The sequence below is a fragment of the Verrucomicrobiia bacterium genome (assembly GCA_019634625.1).
Classification (GTDB): domain Bacteria; phylum Verrucomicrobiota; class Verrucomicrobiia; order Limisphaerales; family CAIMTB01; genus CAIMTB01.
Map to the genome: position 1 here is coordinate 61,741 of JAHCBA010000008.1, position 17,723 is coordinate 79,463.

The window sequence follows — 17,723 nt, forward strand, 5'->3', positions numbered from 1 at the left end:
CGCCCCGGGACGCCCCCGTCCGGGTCCTTCCCAGTCCCGCTTCCCCTGATTCCATGCTGATTGTCACCCTCCAGGATCGTCTCCGCGCCGCCGTCGCCTCCGTCCTTCCCGATGCCGACCTCGAACGAGTCCTCCTCCGACCCTGCGCCAATCCCCAGCACGGCGACTACGAAACCACCTCCCTGATGGCCCTCGCCAAGGCCCGCCAGCGCCATCCCCGTGAACTCGCCGCCGAGGTCCAGTCCCGCCTCGATGTCACCGACCTCTGCGAAACCGTCCAGATCTCCGGCGCCGGCTTCCTCAATTTCCGCCTCCAACCCGCCGCCCTAGGCGCCGCCATGGCCGCCGCCGTCCGGGGGGAACACCTCTTCTCACGCCCCGCCAGCCCGCCGCGGACGGTCGTCATCGACTTCAGCTCGCCCAACGTCGCCAAACCCCTCCACGTCGGCCACATCCGATCCACGTTCCTCGGCGACTGCCTCGCCCGCGTTTTCCGCCACCTCGGTCACCACGTCATCACCGACAATCACATCGGCGACTGGGGCACCCAGTTCGGCATGCTCCTCGTCGGCTGGAAACACCACCTCGACCGCCCAGCCCTCGAACGGGATCCCGTCGCCGAAATGGAGCGTCTCTACAAGGAGGTCCACCAGCGCAGCCAGGCCGACTCCGCCGTCCTCGAACAGGCCCGCGCCGAACTGGTCCGGCTCCAGTCCGGCGATCCCGAAAACCTCGCCCTCTGGCGCGAAATGCAGCGCCTCTCCCAGTCCCAGTTCGATGTCCTCTACACCCGCCTCGGCGTCCGCTTCGATGTCACCCTCGGCGAGAGCTTCTACAACCCCCGGCTCCCCGCCGTCGTCGAACGCCTCCTCGCCCTCGGCCTCGCCCGCGAAAGCGATGGCGCCGTCGCCGTGTTCTCCGACGACTCCCTGCCCCCGAAGGAGGATCCCTGGCTGATCCACAAGGACGGCGCCTGGCAGCCCAACCCCTTCCTCATCCGCAAGTCCGACGGCGGCTTCAACTACGCCACCACCGACCTCGCCACCCTCGAATACCGGCTCCACACCTGGAACCCCAGCGACATCCTCTACGTCACCGACGGCCGCCAGCAGCTCCACTTCCGTCAACTTTTCGCCACCTTCCGCCGCTGGCACCCCGACGCCACCGTCCGCCTCGATCACATCTGGTTCGGCACCATCCTCGGCGAAAACGGCAAGCCCTTCAAAACCCGCTCCGGCGATACGGTCAAACTCGCCGACCTCCTCGATGAAGCCGAGGAACGTGCCCTCCAGATCGTCGTCGCCAAGAATCCCGACCTGCCCCCCGACGAACAGCGCGCCATCGCCCGCGTCGTTGGCCTCGGTGCCGTCCGCTACGCCGACCTCCTCCCCAATCGCCAGAGCGATTACGTCTTCAGTTGGGACAAACTTCTCGCCCTCAACGGCAACACCGCCCCCTATCTCCAGTACGCCTACACCCGCACCCGCAGCCTCCAGCGCAAAGGCGCCGCCCCCTCCCCCGCCGACATCCCGCCTGCCCTCCTCCTGGAAGCCCCCGAGGAACTCGCCCTCGCCCGCCACCTGGTCAACTTCGGTTATACCCTCGAGGCCGTTGCCGCCGATGCCCGGCCCAATTTCCTCTGCAATTATCTCTACGACCTCGCCGGCCGCTTTTCCCAGTTCTGGGAAAACTGCCCCGTCCTCAAGGCCGAAGACCCCGCCGTCCGCGCCTCCCGCGCCGCCCTCTGCGACGTCAGCGGTCGCGTCCTCCGCGAAGGTCTCCACCTCCTCGGGATCGAAACCCTCGAACGTATGTAGCCCGGCCCGCGCTCCATGCCGCGCCCCACCATACTCGTCACCCCCCATACCGAGGCCGCCGGCTCCGAGTTCCCCGATCCGGGCGTCAGCCTGTCCCATCGCTACACCCGCGCCCTCTTCGACGCCGGCGCCCTCCCTTGGATCCTTCCCTGCCTCCCCGACCCCGCCGCCGTCCGCGACGCCGTCGCCCAGGCCGATGCCGTGATGCTCTCGGGTGGCGATGACATCCATCCCCACCTCCATTCCAACCCGCTGCCGCCCCACCTCCAGGCCACCGTCGTCCCCGCCGAGGGCGGACGCGACCTCTTCGAAACGCTGGTCCTCCATGAGGTCTTCCGGCAGCGCAAACCGCTCCTCGCCATCTGCCGCGGCCTCCAGATGCTCAACGTCTTCCTGGGCGGCGATCTGATCGTCGATCTCCCCCTCCAACACCCCGGCGCACCCGGTCACAACCGCCAGGCGGAACGCTTCCAACCCGTCCACCCCGTCGACATTGAACCCGGTTCCCTCCTCGACCACGTGCTCGGCTGCCGGCGTCTCGACGTCAACAGCACCCATCACCAGGCTGCCGGTCGCGTCGCCCCGCCCCTGCGCGTCTCGGCCCGCAGCCCCGACGGCGTGATCGAGGCCCTCGAGCTCGTGTCGGATGCCGCCGGTGCCCTGCCCTTCCTCCTCGCCGTCCAGTTCCACCCGGAACGCCTCTACGACCGATTCCCGGTCCACGCCCGCCTCTTCCTGCATTTTGTCCGGACCGCCACCGGAGACCGTCCGAAGCCCGGATCCATTGGCCATTCCGCTCCTTGAAACGGCGCGTGGGCGAATCGCGCATCGGGGGCCCGGCTTGGCTCCTCAGAACGGACCCACTACTGACCCTACAGACCCGTTTGCGGGGGCCCATCCTTCGCCGGCATATAGATAGTCAGGCTCCCAGTTGTTGACACCCCGAACCGGCCCGCCCCTGATCTGCTGGGGGTGACATCGTCGCCGGTAGTCAACTTAGATTGCCGGGCTCATTGACTTGCCGGGCTGATTGAAGAATCCAAGGCAAGAACAAGTACAGAAGCCGTTCGCCGCCCCCCCCGATTCGGGAGGCCTTCCTCGTCCAGACGAAAGCAAAACCCCTCCCCACGGCACCGCAGGGAGGGGTCTGAAAAACTCGGGACGCTCTGGCCTTAGAACGCGTAAATCACGTTCGCACCCACCACGAACGCGCTGTCCTTCGGATCCGCCGTGTTCCCGAAGTTCTTCGAGCCGCCCTTGAGATCGTTGTCCCAACGGAACTCGAGCCGCGTGAGCACATTCGCCCACAGGCTGTAATCCACCGTGGTGGTCAGCCCGAAGAATCGCTCCTTCATCGCGCTGGTCCCCGTCCAGGTGCCGGCCGTGCCCGCGGCGTACTCACCCCGCAGACCCAGCTTCAACTGCTGCGACATCTGGTAGGTCAGGTAACCGCCGATCGCCGTCGCCCACGCCTCGGCCCCAGGAGCCGGCTTGGTGGTGCGATAATCGACCGCGGCACCCACCGCGAGGTTCTCCACCGGGGTCGGAACCGTCAGACCCGCGTAGTACGAGGTCCGCGGCCGGTCGTCATCTCCGGTGCTGGTCAGGCCGTGCACAATGCCGCCGTACAGCGTCGAGCCTTCCAGGAAGCCGGACCCCTCGGGTGCCGTGATGGCCAGCGACCCCATGTAGGTCTGCAGCCCGAAACGGCGGTTTGCCCCCGAATCCACCCCCGGCGCGTTGATGTGCGCATCGTAGGAATTGGCGATGCCGCCGTTGACCGACAGCCAGTCCGTCAGCGCGTAGCTCAACAGCAGCCCGGTGTGCTGCGTCGGTTCGATGAAGTACCCGTAGGAACGGCTGTAGTTCGGATTGCTCCCCGACTCGAACACCTCGTACCCGATGATGGTGTCGAACACACCCACCTTGGCGATCAGGTCGTTGCCCACCGGGGTCTGCAAGGTCACGTACGCCTGCTTGATCCCGAAATCGGTTCCCGTCGTCGAGGAACTCGATCCGCTCGGGAAGGAGGGTGACGTTCCGTAGGTGTTCGCATCCGCACCAAACAGCAGATCGACCTTGTAGCCGGCCGACCAGTCGCCTTCGTCCAGCGGCTTCTCGATGCTCAGCTTGACCACATCGAGGTTGATCTTGTTGAGCTTGTCCTCCGCATCGAACGAGCGGCCGGGCAGTCTCTCCCCCCGGTCGCCCAGGTTGTAGAACGTGGATGCACTGACATATCCACTGATGGTCGTGGCGGTCAGGGCCGTCTCGACCGGGTTCATCCTCGCCTCCTCGGCGTGCCCGACGGAACCGGCGCTGACAATGCCGGCTGCCACCAGGGCCGCCGTGCGCAAATTGGTGTTCATACCTATAAGATTCCTCCGATTGATACTGTGGTGTGTGTTGTGGCCGCCCATGGTTTGCGTCCGGCCCCCTGGCGACCATGCGGGTGCTCGCACCGGACGGTGCATTAATCGCGCCGACACTAGGAAAGCCGCTTCGTCGGGACAACAGCTTTTTCTTGGCTTTTTTTGTCCGCCGCCTCCCCTTCTCCGCTGCTGCCAAGGGGTTGCCCCCGGAGCCCCCCCAACCCTGCTCGCTCACTCCGCTCAAAATACGTGGGGCATCCCCTCCTCAAGTACCTGCACCCGGTCGGTCATGCCATGATGATGGGCCAATTCCGCCAGCCACCGCGGCGGTTCGTCCAGATCCTCAAACGACAGCTTGAACGTCCCGTAGTGCATGGGCACAAACCACGCCGCCCCCAGATCGTGGAAGGCCCGCACCGCCTCGTCCGGTCCCATGTGCACCTTCCTGAAGGTCTCCGGATGGTACGCACCGATCGGCAGCAGCGCGATCTGCGGAGCCAGTTGCCGCCCAATCTCCCGGAAGCCCTCGAAATACGCGCTGTCCCCCGCGTGATACACCGATCGCCCCTGGTGTTGCAGCACGAACCCCCCGTAGCCCCGGTGATGATCGTGCAGCGTCCGCGCCCCCCAATGGCGGCACGGTGTCAGCGTCACCTTCCAGTCCCCATGCCCGAAACTCTCCCACCACTGCAACTCGATGATCCTGTGAAATCCCAACCCCCGCGCCAGATCCCCCATCCCCCACGGCATCACCCCGATCCTGGGCTCCGGCAGGCGCCGCAACGTCGGCTTGTGGAAATGGTCGAAGTGCGCGTGCGTCAGCAGCACCAGGTCGATCGGCGGCAAATCCGAGATCTTCAATCCCGTCCGGCGCAGTCGCTTCAACAGGAACAGCCAGTTGGCAAAGTTCGGATCGATCAGGACGTTCAGATCCGTGAACTGCACCAGGAACGATGCGTGCCCGATCCACGTCACCGCCACCTGCCCGTGCTCCAACCGCGGAAACACCGGCTCCTTCGTCGTCCCCGTCCGCCGCGTCAGGAACGCCTTCCACACCATCTGGTGGAAGAACGTCCGCGGGTTGAAGTGGTTGCTGGGAGTCAGTTCCTTGAAGGACCGCGGAAGACGTCGGCGCGGACGCTCCGGTTGGGCTCGGGACGAACTCGATTTGCTCATGCCAGGTGTCAACCGCCGGCCGGCGGAGTCGCCCCGCCGCACCCCGGCCTGAATACCGCAATTCATCCGGCGTCACAACCCGCGCAAAAAATCGGAAGAACGCCATGAACACCAAAACCCTCGTCGGTCTCACCGTTCTCGCCCTCTCCACCGCTTCGATGACTTCCCGCGCCAGTTCCCGTGATGCCGCCTGGTGGGCCGTCGGCGGCCTCGTCGCCGGTGCCGTCGCCGGTGCCGCCATCGCCTCCGCGGCCGACCGGCCCGTGACCTACACCACCACCGTCGTCACCGCCCAACCCCCGGTCACGGTCCCCGCCCCCGCCCCCGTGGTCGTCTATTCCGCCCCGCCCCCGCGCCGCCGCCACCGGCCCGTCGTCGTCTACCCCGCCCCGGTCGTCGTTCACGCTGCGCCCGTCGTCGTGCATCCAGCCCCGGTCGTGGTCACTCCTCCGCCAGTCTACGCCTGCCCGCCTCCCGTCGTGGTCCACCCCTTCCCGGTTGCCTATCCGCCTCCGGTCATCGTTCACCCGCATCCCCATCCCCATCCCAAGATCCACGTCGGCATCGGCGTCCGCTGGTAAACCCCCTTCCCCGAAACACCCACCCATCAACCCGCGCCGCAAGGCGCGGGTTCTTCATTGCCGCCCGCGCCGCAAGGCGCGGGTTTTTCGTTGGCGCCCGTGCCCCGCCGTCGTACACCCCCGCCCATGGACTCGCTTCGCGCCCAGCTCGAACGCCATCTCCGAAGCTCCCCGCGCCTCGGCCGCAATGTCTTCATCGCCCGCGGCGCCACCGTGGTCGGTGACGTGACCCTCGGCGATCACGCCAGCGTCTGGTATGGAGCCGTCCTCCGCGGAGACATCCACCGCATCGTCGTCGGCGAAGGTTCCAACATCCAGGACAACGCGGTCGTCCACCTGGCTGACGACTACGGCGCCCTCATCGGCCGCTACGTCACCGTCGGCCATTCCGCCATCGTTCATGCCTGCACCATCGGCGACGAATGCCTCGTCGGCATGGGCGCCACCATTCTCGACGGCGCCGAGATCGGCGAACAATGCATCATCGGCGCCCACGCCCTGGTCACCCAACGATCCCGCATCCCCCCGGGTTCCATGGTCCTCGGCGCCCCCGCCCGCGTCGTCCGCACGCTCACCGGCGAGGAACGTCGCGGCCTGCGCTATTGGGCGGAGAAATACGTGGCCAATGCCGCCTATCACCTCGAACACGGCCTCCACCTCGGCGCCCCCCTGATGGACCCTGCGTTCAATCCAATTCCGCCAACGCCCCCAGGGCCCGCACCAACCGACGGTGGGCACTGCTGAACGCCAAATCCCGCAACTCAGAATACCGTCGCCATTCCCCCCCGTTCGTACGGGCAGGAACCGCCGGCAGCTCAACCCGATACGCCCTCTGCGTCACCCGGTATCGCGTGATGGCATGCCGGACCACCATCCATTCGGACGCCCTTACCCGCCGCCCAAGTCCCGCTTCGGAGAGGAACCTTTCGGGTCCCGCCTCCGGATCCTCGACCTCGCCATTCGGAAACTCCCACAGACCCCCATTGACTTCTCCCGACGGACGCCGTCGCACCCAGTAGCGTCCCTCCGCCCGGACGATCAACACGACGTAATACCGCGCCGTCGTGGGCACCCTCACCGCACGCGTTGGATACCGTTCCGGCCGCCCCGCCTCCCTGCCCGCGCACCACGCTGCGACGGGACACCGCCCGCAATCCGGCGACTTCGGCGTGCAGACGATCGCCCCAAGCTCCATCAGGGCCTGGTTGAAATCCGAACACGCCCTTCGACGCCGCGTTCTTTGTGCCATCCGCACCAGCGCCTCCGCATCGGCCCACAATCGCTCCTGCACCGCCCGCTCCCGCGGATCCCCCGTCTCCGCCCGCAACCGCGTCAGCACCCGGATCACATTGCCGTCCACAATCGGATACGGCCGGTCGAAGGCGATGCTCCCCACCGCGCCCGCGGTATACCGTCCCACTCCAGGCAACGACCGCAGGGCCTCCAACTCACTGGGCACCGCCCCCCCGAATTCTTCCACCATGCGCCGGGCCGCGGACTGCAGGTGCCGGACCCGCCGGTAATAACCCAGGCCCTCCCATAACTTCAGCAACTGCGACTCCGCCGCCGCCGCCAGGCTCCGCACATCCGGCATCTCCCGCATCCAGCGTTGCCAGTACGGGATCACAGTCTTCACCTGCGTCTGCTGCAGCATCGCCTCCGAAATCCAGATCGCGTACGGATCCCGGCTCCCCCGCCACGGCAGATCCCGTCCCTCGACCGCGAACCAGTCCAGCAACCGCACGATCATGTCCCGCTCCCAAGTCACCCGCCCACCCTCGCGGTCCCACCCCGTCGCCGCCAAGTCCCCTCCCTCCGCACCTCCGAGGCGTAACCTCCGGCCTCGCTCCTCAGTCGCCGTCCACCGGCTGGAGTAGATCCCGCAATGAACGGGGTATGAGGATCACCTGAACCGCCAAAATAGCAGGATAGCCGGCCAGGCCGCTATTGTTGCCAACCTGCTCCAACCCGCACTCCCCGCCTCCCAAAATAGTAGGTCAGACTTAACTTGTTGACGATGTCTTCCAGCCCGCCCCTCTCGCCCAAGAAGTTCATCCAACCGCGCAGTTAAACATAAAGTCAGGCTTATATTGTTGACGCATCCAGCCGTGATGGATGCCTTGGTCGCCGGTCGGTCAACAATACATTGCCTGCCTAACTATTAAAAGAAGTATGGCTTGCAGCACGCTCCCCGCGGGTCAAAACCTCCCGCATGCCCCGCCGGTCCAACGCCCTCAACGCCCTCCTGCGGCGCCTGTCACTCCTCGCGCTGCTCCTGCTTTGCCCCGGCACCTTCCCCGCTCCCGCCATCCCGGTCCCGCCGCCGCCCAACGTCCTGTTCATCGCCATCGATGACCTGAACGACTGGGTGGGTCCTCTGAAAGGCCACCCCCACGTCCGCACGCCTCACCTCGACCGCCTCGCCGCCCGTGGCACGACCTTTCTCAACGCCCATTGCCAGGCTCCCCTGTGCAATCCGTCCCGCACCAGCCTCATGCTCGGGCTGCGGCCCACCACCACCGGCGTGTACGGACTGGCCCCCTGGTTCCGATCCCTTCCGGAGTGGCGCGATCGCGTCACCCTCCCCCAGCACTTCCGAGCCAACGGCTACCGCACCTACGCCGCTGGCAAGGTCTATCACGGTGGCGTCGGTGGACCGGAACAGCGCGCCCACGAATTCGATGTCTGGGGCCCGCCCGGAGGCATCGGGATCACCCCGCCCTCCAAACTCATTCCGCCCACGCCCATGGGGAACCATCCCCTCATGGACTGGGGCGTCTTTCCGCACCGCGATGACGAAAAGCAGGATCACCGCGTCGCCTCATGGGCCATCGACCAACTCACCGCCCATGCCGCCGACCTCCCCTTCTTCCTCGCCGTCGGCTTCTTCCTGCCGCATGTCCCCTGCTACGCAACCCAGTCCTGGTTCGACCTCTATCCCGACGACGATTCCCTCCTGCCGCTCATCCACGAGGGCGACCGCGCCGACACCCCGCCCTTCTCCTGGTATCTGCACTGGCAACTCCCCGAACCCCGGCTCCGCTGGGTCCGCGACAACGGCCAGTGGCGCAACCTGGTCCGCTCCTACCTCGCCTGTGTCAGCTTCATCGATGCCCAGGTCGGACGACTCCTCGACGCGCTGGATGCCTCCCCCCACGCCGACCGCACCCTCCTCGTTCTCTGGAGCGACCACGGCTACCACCTCGGCGAAAAGGGCATCACCGGCAAGAACACCCTCTGGGAAAGGTCCACCCGCGTGCCCCTCCTGATCGCCGGCCCCGGTGTCCGCGCCAATTCCCGAACCTCACGCCCGGCCGAACTGCTCGATCTCTATCCCACCCTGATCGAACTGTGCCGACTCGATCCCCGCACCGATCTCGAAGGACTCAGCCTCGTCCCTCAACTGCGCGATCCCGACGCCCCGCGGTCCCGCCCGGCCATCACGTCCCACAACCAGGGCAATCATGCCGTCCGTTCGGAGCGCCACCGCTACATCCGTTACGCCGACGGCACCGAGGAGTTCTACGATGTCCAAGCCGATCCCGCCGAATGGACCAATCTCGCCTCCGACCCCCAATTCGCCGACCTTCTCGCCGCCCATCGCCGCTGGTTGCCGCGCCTCGACGCCCCGCCCGCCGAAGGCAGTGCCCATCGCATCCTCACCTACGATCCCAACCAGGACATCGCCATCTGGGAGGGACGCCCCATCCACCGAAACGATCCCGTCCCGGAATAACCCCTTCCCCGGCCCGCTCACGGCACTGCCCGCCTCTCCACGGGCTCCGCCCAAGGCAGCACCACGTCGCCCGCATGGTACGAACTGCGCACCATCGGTCCGCTGGCCACGTGCCGGAACCCCATCCCCTCGGCCATTTCCCGATACTGTTCGAACCGGGCCGGGGTCACGAACTCGACCACCGGCAGATGCTCCCGCGTCGGCTGCAAATACTGCCCCAACGTCAACAGATCACATCCCGCCACGCGCAAATCCGACATCGCCGCCGCCACCTCGTCCTCGCTCTCGCCCAGCCCGAGCATCATGCCGGACTTGGTGAAGATCCTGTCTCCCGCCCGCTCCCGGACCTTTCGTAGCACGCTCAACGAACGATCATAAGTGGCCCGATGCCGCACCTGCGGCGTCAGACGGCGCACGGTCTCAAGATTGTGATTAAAAATGTCCGGCCGCGCCGCCAACACCCGGTCGATCGCGTCGTCCCGGTCCTGAAAATCCGGCGTCAATACCTCCACCACAATCCCCGGATTCTTCTCCCGCACCGCCTCAATGGTACGCCGGAAATGCTCCGCCCCGCCGTCGCCCAGATCATCCCGGGCCACCGCGGTGATCACCACATGGCGCAATCCCATCCGGTGCGTCGCCTCCGCCACACGGCGCGGTTCGTCCTCCTCCAGCGCCAGCGGCTTGGCCGTGTTCACCGCACAAAACCCGCACGCCCGGGTGCAACGGTCCCCCGCAATCATGAAGGTCGCCGTCCCCTGGCTCCAGCACTCCCAGTGGTTCGGACACTTCGCGCTCTCGCAAACCGTGTGCAACCGCAGGTCGTCCAGCAGATTCCGCGTCCGCGCAAACCGGCTCGAGGTGGGCAACCGGAGCCGCAGCCACTCCGGCAATCGGGGCCGGGCCGCCCCGCACGCTTCCAACGTCGTCATCGCGCCGCCACCCTATCCCCAACCCCCTCCCCATCGCCAAACCATTCCCGCAACCCCTCCCCTCACGCCCCGGTCATCGCCTCGTGCACCGCGGCCAGGAGGGCCGGCGCCGTGTAGGGCTTCCTCAGGAATCGACGCACCCCGTTGCCCGAACCGAAGGCCGTGGGGCCCGGACCGCTCACGCCGCTCACCGCCACAACCCTCGCTTCAGGCTCGATCTCCAGCAGCGAACGGATCGCCGTCGTCCCATCCATCGTCGGCATCATCATGTCCATCAGCACCACCGCGATCTTTTCACGGCGACGCCGGAAGATCTCGACCGCCTCGGCCCCGTCCGACGCCAGCAGCACCCGGTACCCGAACGCTTCGAGCGTCTGGCGGGTGATCTGCCGGATCGCCGCCTCGTCGTCCGCCACCAGCACCCATTCCCCGCTGCCCCGGGGGCTTGGCGTCAGACCTGCCCCGGCTTGGGCATCCGACGACGCTCCCAGTGCCGGTAGATCGATCCGAAACCGCGCGCCCTTGCCCGCCCCGCCAAACGCCCGGAGCACGCCGCCATGGCTGCGGATGATGGACAGGGAGGTGGACAACCCCAGGCCGGTGCCCTTCCCGACCTCCTTGGTGGTGAAGAAGGGATCGAAGATCTTGTCCAGAATCTCCCCCGGAATCCCCGAACCCGTGTCCTCCACCTCGATCCGAACATGCGGTCCCGGCCGCAAATCCAGACTCATCGCGGCGTCGCGCTCATCCACCATCACGTTCTCCGCTGAGATCAGGATCTGCCCCCCTTCCGGCATCGCGTCCCGCGCGTTGACGCACAGGTTGATCAACACCTGGTGAAGCTGGGTCGGTTCCGCCTGGACCGACCACAGGTCCGAGGCCAGCCGGTCGAGGGTCCGGATGCTCTTCGGAAAGGTGTCCCGGACGATCCGGATGACATCGTGGATGACCTGGGCGGGCCGCACCTCGACCCGTTGGGACTCCATCCCCCGCGCGAAGGTCAGCACCTGCCGAACCATCGCCGCCCCGCGCTCAGCGCTCCGCCCGATGGTGGACAGAATCTCCCGGCATTCCGGGTCGGTCACCAGCAGCTTGAGCAGATCGATCGACATCATGATCGGCGCCAGAACGTTGTTCAGGTCGTGCGCGATGCCCCCGGCCAGCGTCCCGATGCTCTCGAGGCGCTGTGCCCGCAGAAACTGCGCCTCGAGCCGCTTGCGCTGGGTGACGTCGGTGTTGATCGCCAGGATGCACTTGGGCTTTCCCTCATCGTCGCGCACCAGCGTCCATCGCCCCTCCACCGTCAGCGACTCCCCCTCCCGCGTGCGCTGTTCCAATTCGCCAATCCATTCCCCGTCCCGTCGGGTGGCCGCGACCACCGCCCGGTATGCCTCCGGGTCCTGAAAGAGCAACTCCTCCACCGACCGTCCGAGGATCTCCTCGACGGGCCATCCATACAGGCGTTCGGCGCTCTTGTTCCAATACAGCACCCGGTGCTCCAGGTCCCGCACAACGATCGCATCCTGCGCCTTGTCCAGGAGTTCCGCCTGCGCCCGCAGCGCCTCCCGGTTGCGCCGCTGCTCCGTCACTTCCCGGAAATACACCGCCAGCCCGTCAGGCGATGGATACGCCTTCACATCAAACCACTTCTCCAGCGTCGGGTAATGGGCCTCGACGGCCACCGTCACACCCTCCGCCACCGCCCGCCGGTACTCCGTTTCGAACCGCGTCCCCACCACCTCGGGAAACGCTTCCCAGATGGAAACGCCCAACACCTGCGCCCGGGCCCGTTCCATCAACCTCTCGGCCTCCGCGTTCAGGTAGGTGAACCGCCACTGGGCATCCAGGGTGAACAGCGCGTCGCTGATCCGCTCCAGGGTCGCCGTCAACCGCCGCCCCAGCCGGGCCGCCTCCGCCTCCGCCGTCCGCTGCTGCGTGATGTCCTCCGCCACCACCACCATCCGCACCGGCCGCCCCTTCGAATCCCTCTGTGGTGCCACGCTCACCCGAATCCACACCGCACCGCCGCCCACCCGAACAGCCCGCTTCTCCGTCACCAACCGCTCACGATAACCCCCAATCAGTTCCGTCCACCACGCCCAGAAGTGCTCCCGATCCCCCGGGTGCGTCAGGGCCGTGATGTCCGTCGCCCGCAACGCCTCCTCATCGCGCCCCAGCATCGTCCGGTAGGCCGGGTTGGTCTCTATGAACCTCCCCTCCAGCGTGGTGATGGCCAGTCCGACCGCGGCGTCGTCGAACACCCGCCGAAACCGCTCCTCACTGGCCCGCAACTCGGCCTCCTTCCGGTCCCGCTCCACCGCAATCCCCACCAGATGCGCCGTGCGCCGGATCAGCTCCAGTTCCTCCGGCCTCGGGACGCGGGATTCCCGGTAGTACAGGGCAAACGTCGCCAGCACCGCGCCCGTCGCCCCGATCACCGGCATCGACCAGCAGGCCCTCAGCCCGTTCGACAATGCCCATTCCCGGGCGTTCTCCCACAGGGGATCCGTCGCGATGTCCATCGCGATCACCGCCTCCCGTCGATAAGCCGCCGTCCCGCACGAGCCCGCCCGGGGCCCGATCGGCACGCCGTCCAGTTCGGCCGGGTGCATCTCCAGCAGCGTCGGCGCCACTCCCGGCCGCAACCGCGCACCATCCTCGTCCACCAGCAGAATCGAAGCCAGCGCCGGCGGGATCATCTCCTCCACACCCCGCGCCAGGCACATCAGCACCTCATGCAGCGCCTTCCCCTCCGAAATGCCCTCGAGGACCCGCGATTCCCAAGCCTGACGCCGCAACAGGCCCGCCACCTCTGCCATCCCGCCAGACGTTCCCATACCCGATCCCACCCCCCCCGTGTCGCCGCCCCCCGATCCTCCCCGGACTCCGCCCAGTGCATTCCCTTCCCCGGATCGTTCATTCATGGTCTGGTCGCGTCGCCGTTGGTGGACCCCGAAGACTCCCCACTCCTGCCGCGCTTCCGCAATCCCCCTAAAGGGTGAAGACCTGCCTTCACCATCAGGCACCCGACCTGCCCCTCGTGGCTTCCCCCGGCCCGATCCATCCTTCAACCTCCCCTCATGACCCGCCCTGAAGCCTCCACCCCGTCACCCCTCCAAACCCGCCGCATCCCGTCCGACTTCGCGCCCGGGTTCCTGCCCCTCATCCTGGTCGGCGTCCTCCTGACCTTTGCCGGGTGCGCCGGGAACTCCCGTTGCTGCACCCGCCCGACAGCCGTCCCGGATCCCCAGGACCGTGCCGTCCTTGAACCCGCCGCGAATTCATGGGCCACCTACCCTTCCCCCTGGGAACGGGAACGACGGCACCAGGAGAAACGCCTCGAACAGGATCGCGCCGATTTCCAACGCCGCTGACCGCAATCCGGCACCGCCCGCCACCGCCCGCGTCCGGCCCCAACACGTCCGGCAACCCACACCCCTCCCAAGGCGTGTGGGTCACCGGCGAGGGCGACGCCATCCAGTCACTGGGCCAGCCGGAAATACCCGGCCGCACCCTCCGCGGACACGGTGACCACCCAGTCGCCACCCTCCTGCGTCGCCGTTTCCGCCACCGCCGTCCACCCCCCGCCAAGCGCGCCCGTCCGTTGCAGCGCGAAGCCGGCGGCTTCCACAGGCCATCGCAATTGTACCCCCCCCGCCACCCGCACCGCCCGCAACATCGGTGGCTCCGATCCCGCTTCCACCGTCACCACCGCCACCTCGCTGCCCACCGTCCCCAACCCGTCGCTGACCAGTACCGTGTAATTCCCGGCGTCGGCCGCCATCACCCCGGTAATCCGCAGCGTCGCGGTCCTCGCCCCCGCAATCCGCCCGCCGTCGATCAACGCAACCCCATTGAGGCGCCACTGGTACCGAAGGTCTGTCCCGCTCGCCGCCGTGCTCAGTTCGAGTGTGGCGCCCGCCGCCACCTCCTGCCCCGCCGGATCCAGCGTCACCACCGGAGGCGTCCGTTCCCCGTGCACCACATGCACATCGTCCAGCAGCAATGATACGTCGCCGCCCGCCGGCCCCGTCACTTCAAACCGGATGGTCCCCTCGCTCGCCGAAGCCGTGAACGGCAGGTATAGCGCCCGGAACGGCTGCCGCCCGCCCGCCGGAAGAATCTCCTCTTCCAACAACACCTCCCCATCCACCGACACCGCCGCCGTCGGAACCCCGGAGCAGCAGTTTCGCGCGTTGATCGCCACCACCAGCGTGTAGCGCTGCCCCGGCGTCAGCCCGTGCACCGTCTGCGCCAGGTACGATCCCACATTCTGCAGAAATGCCGCCCGGTCCTGGTCCGGGGACGCCCCGTTGTCCGTGAACGGCCCCGCCCCATCCACGTTCACCCCGCGCCCGCCCGAGCCCCCTTCCCATCCGGCCATCCGGTACGGCTGCAGATATCCCACACCGGGAGGCGATCCGCTCGCCTCGAAGCTCGGATTCCATACCGGCATCTCGTCCGCCCGACGGGCCACAATGGTCACCCCATCCAGCACCACCGACGCATCCCCGCTGGCCACCTCATGCACGAATTCCAGCAGACCGGAACTTGCCTGCGCCGTGAACGGCAGGTGCGCCGCGAAGTAATCCACCTCCCCCAGCACCGCCGCCGGCAGCAGGTCCGGGAACTCCGCCAGCACCTCGCCCGCAAACCGCACCGTCAGCCCGTGCGACCTCTCCCCGCAACAGTCCCGTGCATTGTAATGAAACTGGAGCCAGTACCGCTGGCCCGGCTCCAATCCGACGATCTCCTGATGCAACCGCCCGTTCCCCTGGATGAACGCCACCTGCTCCCGGTCGGGCACCACCCCGTTGTCCCCAAACGGACCCGCCGGATCGTTCGGTCCACCCGCCCGGTTCAAGCCCGTCCCACCCTCGGCACCCCAGCCCAGGATCTCCCCATACCCCGGAAACGCCCCCGCCACGTTGCTCTCGAACGAGGCGTTCTTCACCAGCGACATCACCACCTGCACCGATGGCGCAAACAACAGCGGGATCCCCGCCGCCTCCACCACGTTGATCGCCGCGCTCCCACGCCCCACCGCCTCCACCTCGAACGTCCGCTGGGTGACCGCCGCCTCCCCGCCCATCGCCGGCGTGAACCGCAGGGTCAGCGTCCCATCCACCGACGCCCCAACCAGCCGCGCCACATTCGCATTTCCGCTCGCCAACCGGACCTCCACCGGCCCCCCTTCCAACGCCCGCACCGGGATCGTCAGCGTATGCGCCATCACCTGGCCCGGTCCCACCTCCGAAACCACCGGCGCAAAGTCCATCGGCGGCAGCGGCTCGGACGTCGCCCCCAGCACCCGCACATCATCCAGCAATACCGTGTCCGAACCCTCCCGCGTCTGCGCCAGCACCAGCGTCACCGCAGTCTCCGCCGCCGTGAACGTGCCGCTCACCTCCTGGAACGACCCCGACGGCACATCTCGTGCCACCACCACCGTCTCCCCCGCGCGCACCTCCAGACGCGGCGCGGTCCCGCTCCTCGCATTGGCCCGCAACACCACCCGGTATTCCGTCCCCACCACCAACCCCCGCAGCGTCTGCGACAACGATCCCGACCCCTCGATGAACCCGACCAGGTCCTGGTCCGGCGCCACCCCATTGTCAAAGATCCCCCCCGACCCGTCGTCCGCTCCCGCCGTCCCCTCGATCTCCCAACCCGCCATCGCCGTCAGATACCCCGTCTCCGGCAGCACCCCGCTCGCCTCGAAACTCGGATTCCGCACCACCACATCCTCCGCCGTTCGCGCCACCACCGTCACCCCGTCCAGCAGGAGCGTTCGGTCCCCCGACACAATGTGATGAATCCGGATCGTCCCGAAATCGTTCTCCGGGACGAACGGCGCGTTCATGAAGTAGTATCCGGTGTCCGACGGCCGGATGTTTGGGTCCCGACCGATCTCCTCGTCATCGAAATACACGATCATCGACTGCGCCGCCCCGCCGCCCCGCCGCCCATCATAAAAGAACTGCAGCCAGTACCGGCTCCCGGGATCGAGCCCGTAAATCTCCTGCGTGACATCTCCGCCCCCCTGTTTGAACCCCACCCGCACCCGGTCCGGCACCGGCGTCCCCGCGTTGTGAAACGGCCCGCCCGCATCGATCACCACATCGTTCACCCCGCTCGCCCCGGGCCACTCGTCCACCGCCCCGTAATAGGGCCACAGCTCCGGGAAGTTGCTTTCGAAGCTCGGGTTCCGGACGAACGCGGTCTGCGCCGACGACGCCGGGCCGCCCAGCAGGACGCCAAGCGCGGCACCGGCCACAAGGAAATGCAATGGGAGACTCATGGTTGGGTTGGCTTGAAATTCAGAATCACGTCGTTGGTCTGCCGCCGGTTCCTCGAAGACACGTGGTAGTCGAAAAACAAAATCGTCGCTGTCCCGTTTGGATGCCCATTGCCGTGCCGGTAGCCGATGTCGTGCATCCCGTCCGGCCCCCGCCCGGCCCGGATCACCGCCGGATGATTCAACTCCAGCGAAACGTCCACCCCGCCCAGCGTCTCGCTCGGACGCGGCACCGCCGCCAGTCTCTCCGTACGGGGACTCGTCACCGCCGGCGGGAACCCGGCCAGCGTGTGCTGATTCAACGCGTAGCTGATCTTCCACGGATTGCCCGGTACGCCCGGTCGGTATTCACGGTAGGTCCGGTAGTGGTTCTCCCGCATTCGCTCCGGACACGGATACACCAGGGTCGCAAAGTCGCTGTTGGTCGTCCGCGTGCCCGACCGGAACGCCGCGGCCCGCAGATACGGCTGCAGCAGATGATGGAAATTGTTCACGTCTGCCGAGTCGTTCCCCGCGTTGTACCACCAGGCGTAAGGCAGGTGCCCGTCGTGATCGTCCACGTACATCGCCATTGCCAGCCCGATCTGCTTCAGGTGATTCCGGCACTTCGTCGTCATCGCCTGCTGCTTCGCCTTCGCCAGCGCCGGCAGCAGCATGCCCGCCAGAATCGCGATGATCGCGATGACCACCAGCAACTCGATCAGTGTGAAGCCGCCACGCCGTGGGCCGCTCGACGATGCCCAAGGCACCACGCCCCCTGCCATGCGCTGCCGCTCTTCAATCTCCATAAACCGGGAATCCCAGCACCCTG

General features: G+C 67.1%; 13 protein-coding genes. 6 read left to right on the forward strand and 7 right to left on the reverse strand.

From position 1 onward, the window contains the following. Positions 1-53 precede the first annotated feature (53 nt). Together argS and KF833_06745 are read left to right on the forward strand one after the other, a co-directional pair. Positions 54-1,817: an arginine--tRNA ligase gene (gene argS / locus KF833_06740; GenBank protein ID MBX3744990.1), complete on the forward strand. Its 1,764-nt coding sequence runs from the start codon at positions 54-56 to the stop codon at positions 1,815-1,817. Positions 1,818-1,832: 15 nt separating this feature from the next. Beyond that, positions 1,833-2,621 carry a gamma-glutamyl-gamma-aminobutyrate hydrolase family protein gene (locus KF833_06745; protein MBX3744991.1) on the forward strand — a complete coding sequence of 263 codons (789 nt, stop codon included), beginning with the start codon at positions 1,833-1,835 and terminating at the stop codon, positions 2,619-2,621. A 368-nt stretch (positions 2,622-2,989) separates the two neighbouring features. Here KF833_06745 and KF833_06750 read toward each other — a convergent pair whose 3' ends face one another. Further along, positions 2,990-4,186 carry an outer membrane beta-barrel protein gene (locus KF833_06750; GenBank protein MBX3744992.1) on the reverse strand — a complete coding sequence of 399 codons (1,197 nt, stop codon included), beginning with the start codon at positions 4,184-4,186 and terminating at the stop codon, positions 2,990-2,992. Positions 4,187-4,429: 243 nt separating this feature from the next. Continuing rightward, the gene (locus tag KF833_06755) at positions 4,430-5,365 is read right to left on the reverse strand and encodes an MBL fold metallo-hydrolase (protein MBX3744993.1); all 936 of its coding nucleotides are present in this window, start codon (positions 5,363-5,365) and stop codon (positions 4,430-4,432) included. Between the two features lie 104 nt (positions 5,366-5,469). Between KF833_06755 and KF833_06760 the strand changes: the two genes are divergently transcribed. Both KF833_06760 and KF833_06765 read left to right on the forward strand, forming a co-directional pair. Further along, entirely contained in the window at positions 5,470-5,946 is a 477-nt protein-coding gene (locus KF833_06760) for a hypothetical protein (protein MBX3744994.1), read from the forward strand. A 126-nt stretch (positions 5,947-6,072) separates the two neighbouring features. Next, positions 6,073-6,690, forward strand: a complete 618-nt coding sequence (locus tag KF833_06765) for a gamma carbonic anhydrase family protein (GenBank protein MBX3744995.1) — start codon at positions 6,073-6,075, stop codon at positions 6,688-6,690. On the opposite strand, the gene mutY is transcribed toward KF833_06765, so the two are convergent. Continuing rightward, positions 6,632-7,750, reverse strand: a complete 1,119-nt coding sequence (mutY, locus tag KF833_06770) for an A/G-specific adenine glycosylase (GenBank protein MBX3744996.1) — start codon at positions 7,748-7,750, stop codon at positions 6,632-6,634. The two genes, KF833_06765 and mutY, sit on opposite strands and share 59 nt — an antisense overlap. 441 nt (positions 7,751-8,191) lie before the next feature. On the opposite strand from mutY, the gene KF833_06775 reads away from it, so the two are divergent. Next, entirely contained in the window at positions 8,192-9,682 is a 1,491-nt protein-coding gene (locus KF833_06775) for a sulfatase (GenBank protein MBX3744997.1), read from the forward strand. Positions 9,683-9,699: 17 nt separating this feature from the next. Here the strand turns inward: KF833_06775 and lipA are convergent, their stop codons facing one another. After that, positions 9,700-10,614, reverse strand: coding sequence for a lipoyl synthase (lipA, locus tag KF833_06780; GenBank protein MBX3744998.1), 915 nt, complete (start codon positions 10,612-10,614; stop codon positions 9,700-9,702). A gap of 62 nt (positions 10,615-10,676) precedes the next feature. Further along, entirely contained in the window at positions 10,677-13,538 is a 2,862-nt protein-coding gene (locus KF833_06785; GenBank protein ID MBX3744999.1) for a PAS domain S-box protein, read from the reverse strand. A 156-nt stretch (positions 13,539-13,694) separates the two neighbouring features. Between KF833_06785 and KF833_06790 the strand changes: the two genes are divergently transcribed. Then, positions 13,695-13,988, forward strand: coding sequence for a hypothetical protein (locus KF833_06790; GenBank protein ID MBX3745000.1), 294 nt, complete (start codon positions 13,695-13,697; stop codon positions 13,986-13,988). Positions 13,989-14,095: 107 nt separating this feature from the next. Here KF833_06790 and KF833_06795 read toward each other — a convergent pair whose 3' ends face one another. Next, positions 14,096-16,915 carry a hypothetical protein gene (locus KF833_06795; GenBank protein ID MBX3745001.1) on the reverse strand — a complete coding sequence of 940 codons (2,820 nt, stop codon included), beginning with the start codon at positions 16,913-16,915 and terminating at the stop codon, positions 14,096-14,098. Next, positions 16,912-17,676, reverse strand: a complete 765-nt coding sequence (locus tag KF833_06800; GenBank protein ID MBX3745002.1) for a type II secretion system protein — start codon at positions 17,674-17,676, stop codon at positions 16,912-16,914. The genes KF833_06795 and KF833_06800 overlap by 4 nt, the downstream gene beginning before the upstream one ends. Positions 17,677-17,723 lie beyond the last annotated feature (47 nt).